The organism is Rhizobacter sp., from assembly GCA_019635355.1.
GTDB lineage: Bacteria > Pseudomonadota > Gammaproteobacteria > Burkholderiales > Burkholderiaceae_C > Rhizobacter.
Genome location: JAHBZQ010000001.1, coordinates 2,021,112 through 2,039,143, shown reverse-complemented (window position 1 = coordinate 2,039,143; position 18,032 = coordinate 2,021,112). Strand labels below are relative to the sequence as shown.

Genomic DNA, 18,032 nt, shown 5'->3' with positions numbered 1-18,032 from the left:
AGTTGTTCAACCAAGTTCAACGCCAGAGACGCCCAGACATCATGTTTGCATCCGCCTTCTCCGCCCCCAGCAAGCGCCAGCTCGGCGCCTACCAGCAAGTCCACGTGACCACCGGCGTCGACGGCGCTTCGCCACACCGCCTGGTGCAGATGCTCTTCGAGGGCCTGCTCGATTCGCTGGCGCGCGCCCGTGGCGCCATCGCCCACGGCAACGTGGTGCTCAAGGGTGAGGAGATCGGCCGCGCGGTGCGCATCATCGACGAAGGCCTCAAGGCCGGCCTCAACGTGCAAGAGGGCGGCCAGCTCGCCCGTGACCTGCACGACCTCTACGCCTACGTGACCCTGCGCCTCACCTACGCCAACCTGCACAACGACGAGGGCGCGATCGCCGAGTGCGTGAAGCTCATCGAGCCCATCGCCGCCGCCTGGGACGAGATCGCCCAGAAGGACGCTGCATGAAGCGCAGCAGCCTCCGCTCGGCCGCCATCGCCCGCCACAACCCGACCGACGCCATGAACTCCGCACTGCTCCAGTATTACGAAGCGATCGAACAGGCCAGCGCCGACATGCTGCTGGCCGCCCGCGCCGGCAACTGGGATGCGGTGGTCAAGCTCGAAGGCGCCTGCGCGCTGCTCATCTCGCAGCTCAAGCATGCCGCCACCAAGCAGCAGCTCGACACCGAAGAGGCGCAGCTCAAGTCGCGCATCATGCAGCGCATCCTGATCAACGACGCCGAGATCCGCCAGCTGGCCGAGCCCTGGCTGGAGGACCTCGACGGCATCCTCGCCGGCAAGCCCAAGTCGGTTCACTGACCGGAGACGACGAGCCCGTGGACTCCCTGCCCATGCAGCTCGACGCCCTGGCCGCCGCGCATGGCGGCCTGGCCGACTTCCGCATCGATTCGCCCGCCGAGATCCTCTCGGTGCTGAAGAGCCTGCAGGGCGGCAACGTGCTCGTCAACCTCAACGGCAGCGACGGCGCGGCCTACACCACCACCCTCTGGGCCGTCGACCCCGACCGCGGTATGTTGAGCTTCAGTGCCGACGAGCACAGCAGCCAGGTGCAGCAGCTCGTGGAAGCCGAGGAAGCGGTGGCCGTGGCCTACCTCGACAGCATCAAGCTCCAATTCGACGTGAGCGGGCTGCTGCTCGTGCACGGCGGCAAGACCTGCGCCTTGAGTTGCGCGCTGCCGCGGGTGCTCTACCGCTTCCAGCGGCGCGCTGGCTACCGCGTGCGCCCCATCCTGCGCAACACCCCGGTGGCCAAGGTGCGCCACCCGATGATCCCTGACATGGCCCTGAGCCTGCGGGTGCTCGACGTGAGCATCGGCGGCTGTGCGCTCTTCCTGCCCGACGACGTGCCGCCGCTGCAACCCGGTGTGGTGCTCAACGGCGTGCAGATCGAGCTCGGTCTCGACACCCGGCTCACCACCTCGCTGCGCCTGCAGCACGTGACCTCGCTCAACCAGGAGGCAAAGGGTGTGCGCCTGGGCTGCGAGATCGTCGACCCGAGTGCCGACACCCTGCGCTCGCTGCAGCGCTACATCAACCAGACCCAGCGGCGCGCACGCGCGCTCGGCGGCTGAGCTACTTCTTGGTCGCGGAGGCGGCGGGCTTCGCCGCAGGCGCCGACGCCGCGGGTTTGCTGGTCGCCATGTTGACCGGCCGGTCGGCGCGCTGCAGCTCGCTCCAGGTGGCGTCGCACTGGCGGCGCAGCTTCTCGTCGAGCGCGGGGCTCGGCTTGGCCATCGTCTTCATCGCCTTGCTGCGCTCATCGCGGTAGCGCGCGCTGCTGCGCTGTTTCGCCAGCTCGGCGCGCTGCTTCTCGTCGGGCTTGATCTTCCAGAGCGCGAGGTAGGCCTCGTCGCCGTGACCCTTCATGTGCGCAAAGCGCGCTTCGCACTTGGCGTAGCCGAGGTCGAACTGGGCCAGGGTCTTCACGCTCGGCCCTGCGTGGGCAGCAGCGGCGGCGAAGGCGAGCAGGGCAGGGGCGAAGAGGGTTTTCATGAGGCGCGACGGGAGACCGATCCGCGCCGGATTGTGGTGGCGATCGCGCCGCCCCGCTGAAACCGAGTGTGAGGCCGTTACTTCGGCGCCGAGGTGCTTGCGGCGCCCGAGGCTGGCAAGCCGATGCGCGCCGCGGTGCGCTCGACCGCGCTGCCCGCCTTGCGCGCGCCGTACTCGGCAGCGCTCGCGCCGCGCTTCACCCCGCTGGCGGCAACGCCCACCCCCTTCTCGATGCCTCGCTCGGCGGCGCTCGCGCCCCGCTTGACGGCCCCTTCCACCCGCTGGATCACGGTGGGCTCGGAGCCTTGGGCGACCGCGCCGCAGGCAAAGGAGGCCGTGAGGACGGCCGCGAGGAGGGCGCGCAGTGAGACTTGCATGGTCGGCTCCAGGGGGTCGTTGCAGGAGCTGTCGATGATAGCGAGCGCTTGTTTGCGCGAAGCCGCAAGGGCTTCGCGCAAACCCCTTCGTCAGAAGAAGAAACGCAGCGTGACCGCCGTCGAGGTGCCGGTATCCGTCTGCTTCGTGTCGACCCGGCGCGCGAGGAAGTCTTCGGCATGCCCCTTCACACGAGCGTAGTAGTAGCTCGCTTCGACCCCGACCGCGAGCTTCTTGTTCACCCAGTATTCGAAGCCGATGAGCGGCGCAAGCACCGGTCCGGCAGCCGATGTGTCTTGCGGAGTGCTACCCGGGTACTCATAGTGGCTTCGCATGCGGTGGTATCCGAGTCGGCCACCCGCGAGAAGCCGGGTGTTGTCGGCCACGGGCCACAAGCCGACGGCCCCGACACCCAGGGTGGTGTAGACGCTGCGGCTGTATTCCGTGGTGCTGTTGCTGCGGCGTTGGGTGCCGTTCGTGAAGTAGGGTTCGATCCGCAGGCTTGGCCCGACGTCAATCGGAACGAAGACCGTTCCCGAGTTCTGGTAGACCGCCACGCCGAGGCCCACCTCTGCCGCTTGTGCAGGCATCGCCCACGCCGCAGCCACCGTGCAGGCGCACAGCGCCATCTTCTGAATCATTGGATTCCTCCCTGTTGTTGACGGCCGGGAGTCTGCCAGAGGCGGAGGTGCGGACCTCACACCTGCATGTTCATGATTTCGGAGTAAGCCTGCACCAGCTTGTTGCGCACCTGCAGGGTGGCCTGGAAGCCGATCTGGGCCTTCTGCATCGCGACCATCGTCTCTTCGAGGCTGACGGTGGGGTTGCCCAGCTGCACCTGGCGCTGCATCTCGCTCGCCTGGTTCTGGCTGTCGCTCACCGAGCGCAGGGCTTGCGTGAGCTGCTGCTGGAAGCCGCCACCCGTGACGGACTTGGCACCGCGTGTGTTCAGCGGCTGGCCGTCCACGCCCAGACCCGCGCGGGCCACGGCCTGCTCGAAGTTGAAGGGCTTGAGGGTCACGTTCATGGCATTGAACTGTAGGCAGTTGTGTCCTCAACCATGTTCGGAAGTGGGGCGGCTTTGTCGGCCTGTTCAACCCATGCCCACCCCTCAAGTTCCCGAACAATCGTCGTCAGACGGGTGCATTTGCGCCCAGCGAGTACACCCAGAGCAACATGGACAACGCGGTCGCCATCGCCAACCCCAACGTTCTTCCTGCCAACGCCGGCTTCGGCGCCCGGCTGGCGGCCCTGCCCGTCAAGAGCCGCATCGGCCTAGGCCTGGGCGTGGCCGCGCTCATCGCCGTGCTGGCCGCGCTCACGCTGTGGAGCAGCCAGGGTGACTACAAGGTGCTCTACGCCAACCTGTCCGACAAGGACGGCGGCGCCATCATTGCCCAGCTCTCGCAGCTCAACGTGCCTTACCGCTACACCGAAGGTGGCGGCGCCATCCTCGTGCCGGCGTCGCAGGTGCACGACCTGCGCCTGAAGCTCGCCTCGGCCGGCCTGCCCAAGGGCTCGGTGGTCGGCTTCGAGCTGATGGACGGCGCGAAATTCGGTCAGACCCAGTTCCAGGAACGCCTCACCTTCCAGCGCGGCCTGGAAGGCGAACTCACCCGCTCCATCACCGCCATGCCTTCCGTGCAAAACGCACGCGTGCACCTGGCGCTGCCCAATCAGAATGGGTTCTTCCGGGAACAGCAGAAACCCAGCGCCTCCGTGATGCTCACGCTCTACCCCGGCCGCACGCTCGACCGCTCTCAGGTGGCCGGCATCGTGCACCTCGTGTCGAGCAGCGTGCCCGAGATGAACCCCAAGGCCGTGAGCGTGCTCGACCAGACCGGCGCGCTGCTGTCGGGCCCGCAGGAAGGCAACAACGGTGCCGGGCTCGACGCGCAGCAGCTGCAATACGTGAACCAGATCGAGGCCAGCTACACCAAGCGCATCCTCGACATCCTCGAGCCCGTGGTCGGCCGCGACAACCTGCGTGCACAGGTCACCGCCGAACTCGACTTCTCGCAGGTCGAAGCCACCTCCGAAGAATTCAAGCCCAACCAGGGCCCGAACGCCCAGGCCACCGTGCGCAGCATGCAAAGCAGCGAGCAGAGCGGCAGCCAGGCGGGCGGCGCGACCGGCATCCCCGGCGCCACCTCCAACCAGCCGCCCGTGGCCGCCACCGCCCCGGTGACCGGCGCCTCGCAAGCCCTTCAGGCCGCGCAGGCCGGCGGCCAGAGCAACAACAGCCGCAGCGCCGTCACCAACTACGAGGTCGACAAGACCGTGAAGGTGACGCGTAACGCCACCGGCACCGTGAAGCGCCTGAACGCCGCAGTGGTGGTCAACCACATCACCAAGACCGACGCCAAGGGCAAGACCACCACCACGCCGCTCACGGCGGGTGAGCTGGAGAACCTGAACAGCCTGGTGCGCGAGAGCATCGGCTTCAAGCAGGACCGTGGCGACTCGGTGAAGATCATCAACGCGCCCTTCAAGGTCGAAGCCGCCCCGAAGGACGACACCCCGATCTGGAAGCAGCCCGCCACCGTCGACCTGCTGCGCGCCGCCGTCGTGCCCGCCGCGCTGGCGCTCGTGGCCCTGGTCGTCATCTTCACGCTCATCCGCCCGGCCCTCAAGGCCGCGCTGCAACCGCCCGCCCCCGAGCCGCGCGAGGCGCTGGCCGTCGTCGACGACAAGGAAGCGCTGCCGGAAGAGCCCGAGATGCTGCGCATCGAGTCGCCCAAGGTCAGCGCCCACCTCGCGAGCGCGCGCACCTTCGCCAAGGAAAACCCGTCGGCCGTGGCCAACATCGTGCGCGGCTGGGTCAATGGCGACACCCTGAAGGCATAACGAAACAAGATCATGGACGCACAGGGCCTCGAAGACGCCGCGATTCTGCTGATGTCCCTCGGAGAGGAAGAAGCCTCCGAGGTCTTCAAGCACCTCACGCCCAAGGAAGTGCAAGGCCTGGGCGAGACCATCGCGCGCATGAAGAGCATTCCGCGCGAGAAGCTCGACGACGTGCTGACCAAGTTCGCCTCGGTGGCCTCGGAGCAGAGCATGCTCGTGACCGACACCGACGAGTACGTGAAGTCGGTGCTGCGCAAGGCGCTCGGTGAAGACAAGGCCAACCTGCTGATCGATCGCATCCTGCAAGGCGGTGACGTCTCGGGCATCGAAAGCCTGAAGTGGATGGACGCGCAAAGCGTGGCCGAACTCCTGCGCAACGAGCACCCGCAGATCGTGGCCGCCATCCTGGTGCACCTCGACTTCGACCAGGCGTCTGGGGTCTTGAAGTGTTTTACCGAACGCCAGCGCAACGAAGTGCTGGTGCGCGTGGCCACGCTCGACGGCATCCAGCCTTCGGCGCTGAAGGACCTCAACGAAGTGATGAGCAAGGTGCTGGCCGGCGGCGACAAGCTGCGCAAGGCCTCGCTGGGCGGCGTGAAGACGGCTGCCGAAATGATCAACCTGATGGGTGGCAGCGTCGAGACCGCGGTGCTCGATTACATCCGCGAAGCCGACAACGAGCTGGCCCAGAAGATCATGGACAACATGTTCACCTTCGACGACCTGGAGAAGGTCGACGACAAGGGCATCCAGCTGCTGCTGAAGGAAGTGCAGAGCGAATCGCTCGTGATCGCGCTCAAGGGCGCCACGCCCGAGATGCGCGAGAAGGTGTTCAAGAACATGTCGACGCGCGCCGCCGAGACGCTGCGCGAAGACCTCGAATCGCGCGGCCCGGTGCGTGTGAGCGAGGTCGAAGCCGAGCAGAAGGAAATGCTGAAGATCGTGAGACGCCTGGCCGACGAAGGCCAGATCGTGTTGGGCGGTGGCGGCGACGATGAGTTCCTCTAAAAACGGCAGCACGCCCAAGCCGGCGTCGCCCTACGCCCGCTTCATCCCGCGCGAGGAGCTGAACTCCTTCGCCGCGTGGAAGCCCGGTGCGCTCTCCGGCAACGAAGCCGCGCCGCAAGCCCCGGTGCAGCGCGCCGAGCCGCCGGCTCCGCCTGCGCCGCCGGCACCGTCTCCAGAAGAAACCCTGGCCGCGCACGTCAAGGCCGCCCGCACCGCCGGCTATCAAGACGGCTACCGCGACGGCCTGGTTGCGCTCGACGGCTTCAAGCAAAGCTACGCCGCACAGATCACCGCGCAGATGGGCGCCATCGCCGAGTCGTACAACCGCCAGCTCGACGCCTTGCAGCAGGACATGGCCCGTGCCCTGGCCGTCTCGGCCACGCACCTCGCGCGCCAGATCGTGCGCAGCGAGCTCACGCAGCGCCCTGAGCTCGTGGCCGCCGTGGCGCAGGAAGCGGTCGACACCCTCCTGCGCAGCGCCCAGCACATCACGCTGCGCGTGCACCCCGACGACCATGCCCTCGTGGCCCAGGGCGCCGCCGAGGTGATCGAAGCGCGCGGCGGGCGTGTGATCTCCGACAGCGACGTCACCCGTGGTGGCTGCGTGGTCGAGTCCGACATCGGCGTGATCGATGCGAGCGTGGAAACCCGCTGGCGGCGCGCTGCCGCCTCGCTCGGCTGTGACGAGCGCTGGAACGGCGGCCCGCCCGCCGACGATGACGCCGACGCCGGCGACGATCGGGGGGCCGCATGATCACCTCGCCCATCGAGACCCATGCCGTGGCGCAAGGCGAGAAGTGGCACCGCTACCTCGCCGACCTGCAGAACTTCGCCGCCGACCCCGTGCCGCTGGAAACGCAGGGCACTCTCGTGCGCGTGGCCGGTCTTGTGCTCGAAGCCGCGGGCATCCGCGTGCCGGTGGGCTCGGTGTGCCAGATCCACATGGACGACCACCACAACGTCCCGCCCGTGCTGGCCGAAGTGGTGGGCTTCTCGGGCGACCGTGCCTACCTCATGCCCACCAGCAGCGACGTGCAAGGCCTGGCCAGTGGCGCCCGCGTGGTGCCGCGCCCGTCGCCCATCGTGCCGCTGCAGCTCAACACCCCCAACCACCCCTGGCGCCGTGGCGAAGACCGCACGCAGCACCTGCCGGTGGGCGACGGCCTGCTCGGCCGCGTGATCGACTCGCACGGCCACCCGATCGACCGCAAGGGCCCGCTGCAACACGTGCACAAGGAGCCGCTGGTGCGCCGCTCCATCAACGCGATGGACCGCGACCCCATCCGCCAGCCGCTCGACACCGGCGTGCGCGCCATCAACAGCATGCTCACCGTGGGCCGCGGCCAGCGCATCGGCCTCTTCGCCGGCACCGGCGTGGGCAAATCGGTGCTGCTGGGCATGATGGCCCGCTACACCGCGGCCGACGTGATCGTGGTCGGGCTCATCGGCGAGCGCGGCCGTGAAGTGAAAGAGTTCATCGAAGACATCCTGGGCGAAGACGGCATCCGCCGCTCGGTGGTGGTGGCCGCACCCGCCGACGCGCCGCCGCTCACCCGCATGCAGGGCGCGAATTACGCCACCGCCATTGCCGAGCACTTCCGCGACCGCGGCCAGCATGTGCTGCTGCTGATGGATTCGCTCACCCGCTACGCGATGGCGCAGCGCGAGATTGCACTGGCCATCGGCGAGCCGCCGGCCACCAAGGGCTACCCGCCGAGCTGCTTTGCCAAGCTGCCGCAGCTCGTGGAGCGTAGCGGCAACGGCATCCACGGCGTGGGCTCGATCACCGCCTTCTACACCGTGCTCAGCGAAGGCGACGACCAGCAAGACCCGATCGCCGATGCGGCCCGAGGCATCCTCGACGGCCACATCGTGCTGAGCCGCGAGCTGGCCGAAGCCGGCCACTACCCGGCCATCGACATCGAGCGCTCGATCTCGCGCGTGATGAACAACGTGAGCGAAGGCGCGCACATCGATGCGGCCCGCCGCTTCCGCCAGCTGCACGCGAAATACAACAAGGCGCGCGACCTGATCCAGCTCGGCGCCTACAGCCCCGGAAATGACCCCGAGCTCGACACCGCGGTGCGCCTGCACCCGCAGATGGTGTCGCTGCTGCAGCAGGACATGCACCGGCCGGCATCCCTCACCCAGAGCCTGCGCGAGCTGCGCGAGCTCACCACCCACTGAATCACTGAGGCTGCACCATGAGCAACCCTTCGATCGATCCCCTGATGGCTTTGCTGGGCCAGGCCGAGCGCGAGCGCGACACCGCCGTGGCGCTGCTGCAGCAGGCGAGCGACAGCTTTGCCGCTGCGCAGAGCCAGGCCGACCAGCTGGTGGCCTACCGCGGAGAATACGAAGGGCGCTTCCGCGAGCAGTTCAGCAAGAACAGCTCGGTGAGCATCCTGCAGTGCTACCAGGGCTTCAGCAGCCGCCTCACGCAGGCCATCGAGCAGCAGCAGCAGATTGCCGCGCACGCCGAGCGCAAGGTCGAGCAGGCGCGCGAAGACCTGCGCGAGCAGGAGATGCGCGTGGCCTCGGTGCGCAAGCTGCTCGAGCGCCGCCTCACCGAGCAGCGCATCGCCGCGGACCGCCGCGACCAGAAGCAGACCGATGAATTCGCGGCGCGTGCCGCCTGGGCGCAGCTGCAGCAGCGCTCCATCGCCGCCTGAGCCCGCTGAGTCCGCTGACCCCGATCGAGCCCCGACCATGAACCCCGCCATCTCGTCTTTCGTTCCGCCCGTTGCACCGCAGATGCCGGCGCAGGCCGCGGCACCGGCCCCGTCGTCACAACCCGGCTTCTCGCAGATGCTGAGCCGGGCCCAGGCGCGCGAGGCCGAAGCGCCCACGCCCGATGCGGCACCTGAAGCCGACGCGACCAAGCCCGCCCAGGCCGGCGAGCGCAGCCACAAGGGCGAGAAGGCCGACAAGTCGGGCAAGGCCGAGAAGGGCCACAAGGCCGAGTCCGACAAACACGCCGACAAGGCCGCGAAGGCCGACGGTGAGGGCGACAGCGCCGACCGTGCCGAGAAGGTCGACACCGAATCCCCCGCCGCCGACCCTGCCCTGGCCGACTGGCTGGCCTCGCTGCAGCGGCCGGTGGCGCCGCCGGAGGCCGAGGCCGCCAAGGGCAAGGCCGCCGCAGGCGACGAGCTGGCCGACACGGCCGACGCGTCGAAAAAGGGCGGTGCACGTGGCGCGCTCGCCGCCACCGGCAAGGACGTGAAGGCCCAAGACGCCGCCCAGGAGGCGCGCGAGCTCAAGGCCAAACCCGAACCCACGACCCGCGACGCGGCGGAAAGCTCATCGTTCAAGGCTGCGCTGGCCCAGGTCGACGACAGCCGGCGCGAACTGAAGCCTGCACAGGAGCTGCACACGCCGCACCCGGCGGGCGTAGCGTCGACTCCCGCTACCTCGCGCACCGGCGAGACCGCTGCCCCGGTGGCGGTGCAGGTGCCCACGCAGGCCACCTCGCCCGAGTTCGCCCGGGACCTCGGCGTGCAGGTCAGCGTGCTCGCCAAGGACGGCATCCAGCAGGCCGAACTGCACCTCAACCCGGCCGAGATGGGGCCGATCTCGGTGCAGATCGCCATCGACGGCACGCAGGCGCAGGTCAATTTCGGCGCCGATTCGGCGGCCACGCGGCAGATCATCGAAAACGGCCTGCCCGAACTCGCCGCCTCGCTGCGCGAGGCCGGTTTCACGCTCTCCGGCGGCGGCGTGCACAGCCAGGCCCGTGGGCGTGAGCAAGGCGAGGGCGACGGCCGAGGTGAGCGCGGTGACGGCAACGCCCGTGCCGTCGGCGGAGTTGAGACGGATGTCACATCTCGCCGTGTGACGACGCGCGTTTCGGCTGGCGGCGTCGACCTCTACGCCTGATCCTGCCACCGTCATTCCCGCGAAAGCGGGAATGACGATCACATCGCTGAAGCCGGGCTTTCCGCCCGCTTATCGAGCCTTCGAAAACCGCCCCGGTTTTCATAATTTCCTTCAAGAAGAGCCCCGTGCGGGCTCTCCATTGAAGGAGTGTCCATGTCCAAAGCCGCTGCCGCCACGGCCGATGCCGTCGCCGGCGATGCCCCTGCCCCCAAGGGCAAGAAGAAGCTGATCATCATCCTCGCAGCCGTGCTGGTGCTGGTGCTCGGGGGTGGTGCCGCGGCCGTGGTCGTGATGAAGAAGAAGGCCGCCGCCGCTGCCGCCGCCGAGGAAGAAGACGGTGGCGAAGCCAGTGCGGCCGCCGCAGCCGAAGCCCGCCGCAAAGACGCGGCCAAACACCCGCCCGTGTTCGTGCCGCTCGAGCCCTTCGTCGTCAACCTGGCCGACAAGGAAAGCGACCGCTACGCCCAGATCGGCGTGACGCTGGAAGTCGAAGACGCCAAGTTCGCCGAAGAGATGAAGGCCTACATGCCGGCCATCCGCAACGGCATCCTGATGGTGCTGTCGCACAAGACCTCGGGGCAGCTGCTGTCGCGCGAGGGCAAGCTGGCCCTGGCGAAAGACATCATGCGCGAGGCCGGGCTGCCGCTGGGCATCGAGATCAAGGATGAACCCGTGGCGCGGGTCGAGTCCACCGACGACGAGGTGGAAGACGAAGACCAGCCGAAGAAAAAGAAGAAGAAGGCGAGCGCTTCCGCAAGCAGCCCGATCAAACGCGTCCACTTCTCGAACTTCATCGTTCAGTAAGAACATGAACCAGCAAATCCTGTCGCAAGACGAAGTCGATGCGCTGCTGCAGGGCATCACCGGCGAGAGCCAGAAGCTCGAGCAGGAAGAGGTCGCGCAAGGCGGCATCCGCGACTACGACATCGCGAGCCAGGAGCGGATCGTCCGTGGGCGCATGCCCACGATGGAGATCATCAACGAGCGCTTCGCGCGCAACATCCGCATCGGTCTCTTCAACTTCATCCGCCGCAGCCCCGAGATTTCCATCGGCGGCATCAAGGTGCAGAAGTACAGCGCCTTCCTGCGCGAGATCGTGGTGCCCACCAACTTCAACATCATGAGCGTGCGGCCGCTGCGCGGTTCGGGCCTCATCGTGTGCGACCCGACGCTGGTGTTCGCCGTGATCGACGCGCTCTTCGGCGGTGCCGGCAAGTTCCACACCCGCATCGAGGGCCGCGATTTCTCGCCCACCGAGCAGCGCATCATCACGCGCCTGGTGGAGGTGATCACCGCCGAATACAAGAAGGCGTGGAACGGCATCTACCCGCTGGAGCTCGACTACCAGCGCTCGGAGATGCAGCCCCAGTTCGCCAACATCGCCACGCCGAGCGAGATCGTGGTCGCCACGAGCTTCACGCTCGAGATCGGCGACACCACCGGCACCATCCACTTCTGCATTCCCTACGCCACGCTGGAGCCCATCCGCGACGTGCTGTATTCGACCATCCAGGGCGACAGCAACGAACCCGATCGCCGCTGGGTCAACCTGATGAAGCAGCAGATCCAGGCCGCCGAGGTCGAGGTCGTGGCGGAGCTCGCCAAGGCCGATGCCACGGTCGAGCAGCTGCTCGCCTTCAAGCCGGGTGATTTCATCGAGCTCGACCTCGAAGCCGGCATCCAGGGCAAGGTGGTGGGCGTGCCCATCTTCGACTGCCACTACGGCACGTCCAACGGCAAGTACGCCCTCAAGATCGATCGCATGTTGTCCAGCTCAAACCTGACCTGGCTTGGAGAGAACAATGTCAGCTGAAGAAAACACCGGCCAATCCGCCGAAGACGCGATGGCAGCCGAATGGGCTGCTGCGCTCGCCGAAGCCAAGCCCGAAGTCGCCGCCGAAGTGCAGGCCGAGCAGGCCGCGCCGGTCGCGTTCCAGAACTTCGGCCAGGCCAACCCGGCCGCGGCGGGCAACGACATCAACATGATCCTGGACATCCCGGTGCAGCTCACCGTGGAACTGGGTCGCACCCGCATCCCCATCAAGCACATCCTGCAGCTGGCGCAAGGCTCGGTGGTCGAGCTCGACGCACTGGCCGGCGAGCCGATGGACGTGCTGGTCAACGGCTACCTGATCGCCCAGGGCGAGGTGGTGGTGGTGAACGACAAGTTCGGTATCCGCCTCACCGACATCGTGACGCCGAGCGAGCGCATGCGCCGCCTGAGCAAGGGCGGCTGATGTCCACTGGTATCACCTCGATCCTGTGGTTCATTGCCATCGTGGCGATGATCCCGGCCGCGCTGTGGCTGCTCAAGCGCACGCCGATGGGTGGCGCGGGTGGACAGGGCGTGATGCGCAGCGTCGCCATGCTGCCGCTGTCTCCGAGCCAGCGCATCGTCACCGTCGAAGTGGGGCAAGGCGCCGACCGCCAGTGGCTCGTGCTCGGCGTGACCGCGCAGACCATCACCACGCTGCACACCATGCCGCCACAGGCCGATGCCGCACCAAGCGCCGGCCAGCCGGTGCCCCCTTTTGCACAGCTGCTTGCCAAGCTGCGCCGCGATCCCCAAGGACCCAGTGGTGGACACTGATCTCGCTTTTTTTTCGCCCCGCATGAAGCGCGTGGCCCGCATTGCCAGCCTGTCGTTGATTTCGGCAGTTCCTTGCATGGCTTTAGCCCAACAAGCGGGCGGCCCGAGCCTGCCGCTGGTGGTGGGCCAGGGCGCGGGCGGCACCAGCTACTCGGTGCCGATCCAGACGCTGCTCTTCTTCACCGCGTTGAGCTTCTTGCCGGCCGTGCTGCTCTTGATGACGGGCTTCACCCGCATCGTGATCGTGCTGAGCCTCTTGCGCCAGGCGCTCGGCACGCAGTCGGCGCCGCCCAACCAGGTGATCGTGGGCCTCTCCCTCTTCCTCACCTTCTTCGTGATGAGCCCGACGCTCGACAAGGTCTACACCCAGGCCTACCAGCCGTACAGCGAAAACAAGATCGCCTTCGACGAAGCGCTCAAGCGCGGCGAGGTGCCCATGCGCGAGTTCATGCTCAAGCAGACGCGTCAGTCCGACGTGGCCCTTTTCGCCAAGCTCGCGAAGGTCGACCCGAGCGTGAAGGCCGCCGACGTGCCCTTCAAGGTGCTGGTGCCTGCCTTCGTCACGAGCGAGCTGAAAAGCGCCTTCCAGATCGGCTTTCTCATCTTCATCCCCTTCCTCGTGATCGACATGATCGTGGCCAGCGTGCTGATGAGCCTGGGCATGATGATGCTGAGCCCGGTGCTGGTGGCGCTGCCCTTCAAGCTGATGCTCTTCGTACTGGCCGATGGCTGGAACCTGCTGCTGGGTTCGCTGGCGGCGAGCTTCGCGACCTGATGGTCCGTTCGGGCTGAGCCTGTCGAAGCCCTTTCCGATGCGTTCGCTGCCCTTCGACAGGCTCAGGGCGAACGGTGGTGGTTCAAGCATGGATTCCCAACAAGTCTTCACCGTCGGCCAACAAGGCCTCTACCTCCTGCTGATGGTGGCCGCTCCCGTGCTGCTGGTCATCCTCGGCGTAGGCCTGCTCGTGAGCATCTTCCAGGCGGCCACGCAGATCCACGAATCGACGCTGTCGTTCGTGCCGAAGCTCGTCGCCGCCGTGGCGGTGATGGCGATTGCCGGCCCGTGGATGATGACCACGCTGGTCGAGTTCATCCAGCGCACGATCACGTCGATTCCCGGCGCGGTCGGCTGACCTCGCGCCGTTCGCCCTGAGCCTGTCGAAGGGCCTGTAGCCGTGCTCACCTTCACCGAAGCCCAGGTCATGGAGTGGCTCACGCCGCTCCTGTGGCCGTTCCTGCGCACGCTGGCGCTGTTCACCACCATCCCGGTGCTGTCGCAGCGGCAGGTGCCGATGCGCATCCGCGTGGCGCTCGCATTTCTCATCACCGTCTGCGCGCAAGCCTCGCTCCCGGCGATGCCGGTGATCCAGCTGAACTCCGCGGTGGCGGTGCTCGTCGTGATCCAGCAGGTGCTGGTGGGCCTCACGCTCGGCTTCGCGGCGCGCATCGTCTTCGCCGCTATCGAGTTCGCCGGTGAACTCGTCGGCCTGCAGATGGGCCTCAACTACGCCGGCTTCTTCGACCCGTCGACCGGCGGGGCGGGTACGGCGGTGGGCCGATTCTTCGGCACCACGGTCGCCTGGCTCTTCATCGTGATCAACGGCCACCTGCTCATCATCATGGCGCTGGTGGGCAGCTTCAATGCCTTCCCGGTGTCGCCCGAGCCGTTTGCCTTCCTGCGCACCTTGCAGCCGCACACCTGGGGCGCTGAAGTCTTCCAGCTGGGCCTGTGGATCGCGCTGCCCATGGTGACGATGCTGCTCTTCGTCAACCTCGTGCTGGGCGTCATCTCGCGCGTGTCGCAGCAGATGAACATCTTTGCCATCGGCTTCCCCATCACCCTGGCCGTCGGCCTCTTCGGGGTGCTGCTCACGCTGCCGATGATGCAGGCGCCGTTCACGATGGTGCTGGAGCAGATGCTCTCCAAGTTCTTGTAGCGGGCACTGACATCGCGCGCCGCCGCAAGGCGCGAAGTGGGCCGGCCTTTGCCCTCTTATCCGGCTCAAGATTCCGCCGCGAATCGAAACAATGATGGGGACTACCACCCCCATCCATGGCCGCCTCCGACCAAGACCGCAACCTGCCAGCTTCGCAACGGAAGCTGGACAAAGCCCGCAAAGAGGGCCAGGTCGTGCGTTCGCGCGACCTGGGGCACTTCGCCGCCATCGCGGTGGGTGGCGCCGCTGTCGTCGCCGCGGCGCCGCAGATCACGCACTGGTCGGGCAAGCTGCTCCAGAACGGCCTGCGCTTCAACGCGGCGGCGGTGCAGTCGCCCGAATTCATGACCCAGCGCCTGGCCGATCTGGCCATGCAGATGCTGCTGATCGTGCTGCCGCTGGGCGCGCTGATGATGGTCGTGGCACTGGCCGCCAGCGTCTTCGCCGGCGGCTGGGTGTGGACCTTCAAGCCGCTCATGCCCAACTTCGGCAAGCTCAACCCGATCACCGGCATCCCGCGCATCTTCTCCAAGCAGCAGCTCATCGATGCGCTCAAGGCCTCGCTGCTGGCGCTCATCCTCGGCACCGTCGGCGCGCTCTACCTGCGCGCCAACATCGACACCTTCGGCGGTGCGCTCACCATGGCGCTGCCGGCCGCGCTCTCGCATGCCGGCACCGCCATCGTGGGCGGCATGCTGCTGCTCCTGCTGGCGCTGGCGCTCTTTGCGACGGTCGACGTGCCGCTGCAGAAGTTCCTGCATGCCCAGCGGCTCAAGATGAGCCACCAGGAAATGAAGCAGGAGCAGAAGGAAGTCGAGGGCAACGTCGAAGTCAAGGCCAAGGCGCGGGCCCGCATGCGCGAGATGAGCAACAAGCGCATGCTCGCCGCGATTCCCAACGCCGACCTGGTCGTGATGAACCCGACCCACTATGCGGTGGCCCTCAAGTACGACGACGCCAAGATGGGCGCGCCGAAGGTGGTGGCCAAGGGCGCCGACCTGATGGCCTTCAAGATCCGCGACACCGCCCGCGAATCGCAGGTGCCGGTGCTGCAGGCGCCGGTGCTCGCCCGAGCGCTCTATGCCCACGCCGAAGTCGACCGCGAGATCCCCGCGGCGCTCTTCTCCGCCGTGGCGCAGGTGCTGGCCTACGTGTACCAGCTGCGCGCCGCCATCGCCGGCCGCGTGGCGATGCCGGGCGCGCTGCCCGATCTCAACGTGCCGCCGGAGCTGGACCCGCACAACAAGCCGGGCTGGGTGCCTGACGAGGTGATGGAATGAATCCCGTGATGAAGCAGTTGCAAGCGTGGCTTGGGCCGCAGCATGCAGGCGCAATGAAGGCGCTGATGGCGCCGGTGTTCATCATCCTCGTGCTCGCGATGATGGTGCTGCCGTTGCCGGCGTTTGCGCTCGACATGATGTTCACGCTGAACATCGCGCTCGCGCTGATGGTGATGGTGGTGGCCGCCTACATGGTGCGCCCGCTCGATTTCTCGGCCTTCCCGACCGTCATCCTGTTGACGACGCTGATGCGCCTGTCGCTCAACATCGCCTCCACCCGCGTGGTGCTGATGGAAGGCCACACCGGCCCCGGCGCGGCCGGCAAGGTGATCGAATCCTTCGGGCACTTCCTGATCGGCGGCAACTTCGCGGTCGGCCTGATCGTGTTCGCCATCCTCGTGGTCATCAACTTCGTGGTGGTGACCAAGGGTGCGGAGCGCATTGCCGAAGTGGCGGCGCGCTTCACGCTCGATGCGATGCCCGGCAAGCAGATGGCGATCGACGCCGACCTGAACGCCGGCCTCATCGACGAGAAGGAAGCCAAGCGCCGCCGCGCCGAAGTGGGCGCGGAAGCCGAGTTCTTCGGCTCGATGGACGGTGCGTCGAAGTTCGTGCGCGGCGACGCGATGGCGGGCTTGCTCATCCTCTTCATCAACATCATCGGCGGCTTCATCATCGGCGTGGTGCAGCACAGCCTGTCGGCCGGCCAGGCCGCCAACAGCTACATCCTGCTCGCCATCGGCGACGCACTCGTCGCGCAAGTGCCCGCGCTGCTGATCTCGGTCGCAGCCGCGATGGTCGTCTCGCGCGTCGGCAAGGAGCAGGACGTCGGCACGCAGATCGGCAGCCAGGTCTTCAACTCGCCGCGCACGCTCGCCATCACCGCGGGTGTGATCGGCCTGCTGGGGCTGATCCCCGGCATGCCGCACCTGGTGTTCCTCTTGATCGCCTCGGCCCTCGGCTACGGCGCCTGGTGGATGCACCGTCGCAACCAGCGCGCCAAGCTCGCCCCGCCCACGCCGGCCGTGGCCGCCGAGCCCAACGCCGAAGCCACCTGGGACGACCTGCAACCCGTCGACACGCTCGGCCTCGAAGTGGGCTACCGCCTGATCGCACTCGTCGACAAGGCCAAGAACGGCGACCTGCTCCAGCGCATCAAGGGCGTGCGCCGCAAGTTCGCGCAAGACGTGGGCTTCCTGCCGCCGCCGGTGCACATCCGCGACAACCTGGAGTTGAAGCCCAGCATGTACCGCCTCACGCTGCGTGGCGCGGTGGTGGGCGAGGGCGAAGCCTTCCCCGGCATGCTGCTCGCCATCAACCCGGGCGGTGCGACGACGAATCTCATCGGCACCAAGACCACCGACCCCGCCTTTGGCCTGCCCGCAGTGTGGATCGAAGAGCGCCAGCGCGAAGCCGCGCAGATGAATGGCTTCACGGTGGTCGACTGCTCGACCGTGATCGCCACGCACCTGTCGCACCTGATGCAGATGCACGCCGCGCGCCTGCTCGGCCGCGTGGAGGTGCAGCAGCTGGTGGAGCACGTGACCAAGCTCGCGCCGCGCATGATCGAAGACGTGGTGCCCAAGATGGTGAGCATTCCCTCGTTGCAGAAGGTGCTGCAGCTGCTGCTCGAAGAAGGCGTGCACATCCGCGACATGCGCTCCATCGTGGAGTGCCTGGCCGAACATTCGTCGACGGTGAGCGACCCGGCCGAGCTGGCCCGCCGCATCCGCATCCACATCGCGCCCGCGATCGTGCAGCAGATCTACGGCCCGGTGCAGGAGCTGGAGGTCATCGCACTCGAACCCGAACTCGAGCGGCTGGTCACCCAGGCCCTCAACTCGCCGCACGGTGCGGCGCTCGACCCGGGCGTGGCCGACACGCTCGCGCGCAGCGCCGCGCAATCGGCCAAGCGCCAGGAAGACCTGGGCCACCCGGCCTGCCTCTTGGTGCCCGACATGATCCGCGCCCCGATGGCGCGCCTGCTCAAGCGAGCGGCGCCGCGCCTGCGGGTGCTGGGTCATTCCGAGATCCCCGAGACGCACTCGATCCGCATCGGTGCCGTGATCGGGGCACAAGCCTGACCCCTGCTCGAAAGCTAGACCCATGAA

Annotated in this window: 22 protein-coding genes; 18 read left to right on the top strand and 4 right to left on the bottom strand. The window is 67.3% G+C overall.

Annotated elements, in window-relative coordinates; translation table 11 throughout:
* Window positions 1-41: 41 nt before the first annotated feature.
* The 3 genes from fliS (at window position 42) to KF892_09070 (ending at window position 1,584) form a co-directional block, all read left to right on the top strand.
* Entirely contained in the window at window positions 42-458 is a 417-nt protein-coding gene (gene fliS, locus KF892_09080; GenBank protein MBX3625151.1) for a flagellar export chaperone FliS, read from the top strand.
* 53 nt (window positions 459-511) lie between these two features.
* Entirely contained in the window at window positions 512-811 is a 300-nt protein-coding gene (locus KF892_09075; GenBank protein MBX3625150.1) for a flagellar protein FliT, read from the top strand.
* An 83-nt stretch (window positions 812-894) separates the two neighbouring features.
* Window positions 895-1,584: a flagellar brake protein gene (locus KF892_09070; GenBank protein ID MBX3625149.1), complete on the top strand. Its 690-nt coding sequence runs from the start codon at window positions 895-897 to the stop codon at window positions 1,582-1,584.
* A gap of 1 nt (window position 1,585) precedes the next feature.
* Here the strand turns inward: KF892_09070 and KF892_09065 are convergent, their stop codons facing one another.
* The 4 genes from KF892_09065 to fliE all read right to left on the bottom strand — a co-directional run bounded on the left by KF892_09065 (window position 1,586) and on the right by fliE (window position 3,407).
* Window positions 1,586-2,005, bottom strand: a complete 420-nt coding sequence (locus tag KF892_09065; protein MBX3625148.1) for a hypothetical protein — start codon at window positions 2,003-2,005, stop codon at window positions 1,586-1,588.
* Between the two features lie 77 nt (window positions 2,006-2,082).
* Window positions 2,083-2,382 (bottom strand): hypothetical protein, encoded by a 300-nt coding sequence (locus KF892_09060; GenBank protein MBX3625147.1) that lies wholly within the window; start codon window positions 2,380-2,382, stop codon window positions 2,083-2,085.
* 90 nt (window positions 2,383-2,472) lie between these two features.
* Window positions 2,473-3,021, bottom strand: coding sequence for a hypothetical protein (locus KF892_09055; protein ID MBX3625146.1), 549 nt, complete (start codon window positions 3,019-3,021; stop codon window positions 2,473-2,475).
* 56 nt (window positions 3,022-3,077) lie between these two features.
* Window positions 3,078-3,407, bottom strand: coding sequence for a flagellar hook-basal body complex protein FliE (gene fliE / locus KF892_09050; GenBank protein ID MBX3625145.1), 330 nt, complete (start codon window positions 3,405-3,407; stop codon window positions 3,078-3,080).
* 149 nt (window positions 3,408-3,556) lie between these two features.
* On the opposite strand from fliE, the gene fliF reads away from it, so the two are divergent.
* The 15 genes from fliF to flhA all read left to right on the top strand — a co-directional run bounded on the left by fliF (window position 3,557) and on the right by flhA (window position 18,005).
* Window positions 3,557-5,227 (top strand): flagellar M-ring protein FliF, encoded by a 1,671-nt coding sequence (fliF, locus tag KF892_09045; protein ID MBX3625144.1) that lies wholly within the window; start codon window positions 3,557-3,559, stop codon window positions 5,225-5,227.
* Window positions 5,228-5,239: 12 nt separating this feature from the next.
* Complete coding sequence (gene fliG, locus KF892_09040; protein MBX3625143.1) at window positions 5,240-6,235, top strand: flagellar motor switch protein FliG; 996 nt, start codon at window positions 5,240-5,242, stop codon at window positions 6,233-6,235.
* Entirely contained in the window at window positions 6,222-6,989 is a 768-nt protein-coding gene (locus KF892_09035) for a flagellar biosynthesis protein (GenBank protein MBX3625142.1), read from the top strand. Before fliG ends, KF892_09035 begins: the two co-directional genes overlap by 14 nt.
* Complete coding sequence (gene fliI, locus KF892_09030) at window positions 6,986-8,422, top strand: flagellar protein export ATPase FliI (protein MBX3625141.1); 1,437 nt, start codon at window positions 6,986-6,988, stop codon at window positions 8,420-8,422. The genes KF892_09035 and fliI overlap by 4 nt, the downstream gene beginning before the upstream one ends.
* Window positions 8,423-8,466: 44 nt before the next feature.
* Window positions 8,467-8,907, top strand: a complete 441-nt coding sequence (gene fliJ / locus KF892_09025) for a flagellar export protein FliJ (protein ID MBX3625140.1) — start codon at window positions 8,467-8,469, stop codon at window positions 8,905-8,907.
* A 37-nt stretch (window positions 8,908-8,944) separates the two neighbouring features.
* Window positions 8,945-10,114 (top strand): flagellar hook-length control protein FliK, encoded by a 1,170-nt coding sequence (locus tag KF892_09020; GenBank protein MBX3625139.1) that lies wholly within the window; start codon window positions 8,945-8,947, stop codon window positions 10,112-10,114.
* A gap of 153 nt (window positions 10,115-10,267) precedes the next feature.
* On the top strand, window positions 10,268-10,918 hold the full coding sequence (locus KF892_09015) for a flagellar basal body-associated FliL family protein (GenBank protein MBX3625138.1): 651 nt from the start codon (window positions 10,268-10,270) through the stop codon (window positions 10,916-10,918).
* A 4-nt stretch (window positions 10,919-10,922) separates the two neighbouring features.
* Window positions 10,923-11,927, top strand: a complete 1,005-nt coding sequence (gene fliM, locus KF892_09010; GenBank protein ID MBX3625137.1) for a flagellar motor switch protein FliM — start codon at window positions 10,923-10,925, stop codon at window positions 11,925-11,927.
* Window positions 11,917-12,351, top strand: coding sequence for a flagellar motor switch protein FliN (fliN, locus tag KF892_09005; protein MBX3625136.1), 435 nt, complete (start codon window positions 11,917-11,919; stop codon window positions 12,349-12,351). The genes fliM and fliN overlap by 11 nt, the downstream gene beginning before the upstream one ends.
* Window positions 12,351-12,704, top strand: coding sequence for a flagellar biosynthetic protein FliO (locus tag KF892_09000; protein MBX3625135.1), 354 nt, complete (start codon window positions 12,351-12,353; stop codon window positions 12,702-12,704). The genes fliN and KF892_09000 overlap by 1 nt, the downstream gene beginning before the upstream one ends.
* Window positions 12,705-12,780: 76 nt before the next feature.
* A complete protein-coding gene (fliP, locus tag KF892_08995; protein ID MBX3625134.1) occupies window positions 12,781-13,479 on the top strand; it encodes a flagellar type III secretion system pore protein FliP in 699 nt (232 codons plus the stop codon).
* A gap of 88 nt (window positions 13,480-13,567) precedes the next feature.
* Window positions 13,568-13,837, top strand: a complete 270-nt coding sequence (gene fliQ / locus KF892_08990; GenBank protein ID MBX3625133.1) for a flagellar biosynthesis protein FliQ — start codon at window positions 13,568-13,570, stop codon at window positions 13,835-13,837.
* A gap of 42 nt (window positions 13,838-13,879) precedes the next feature.
* Complete coding sequence (gene fliR / locus KF892_08985) at window positions 13,880-14,641, top strand: flagellar biosynthetic protein FliR (GenBank protein ID MBX3625132.1); 762 nt, start codon at window positions 13,880-13,882, stop codon at window positions 14,639-14,641.
* Between the two features lie 116 nt (window positions 14,642-14,757).
* Entirely contained in the window at window positions 14,758-15,921 is a 1,164-nt protein-coding gene (gene flhB, locus KF892_08980; GenBank protein ID MBX3625131.1) for a flagellar biosynthesis protein FlhB, read from the top strand.
* Window positions 15,918-18,005, top strand: coding sequence for a flagellar biosynthesis protein FlhA (gene flhA / locus KF892_08975; GenBank protein MBX3625130.1), 2,088 nt, complete (start codon window positions 15,918-15,920; stop codon window positions 18,003-18,005). Before flhB ends, flhA begins: the two co-directional genes overlap by 4 nt.
* The last annotated feature ends 27 nt before the right edge of the window (window positions 18,006-18,032 follow it).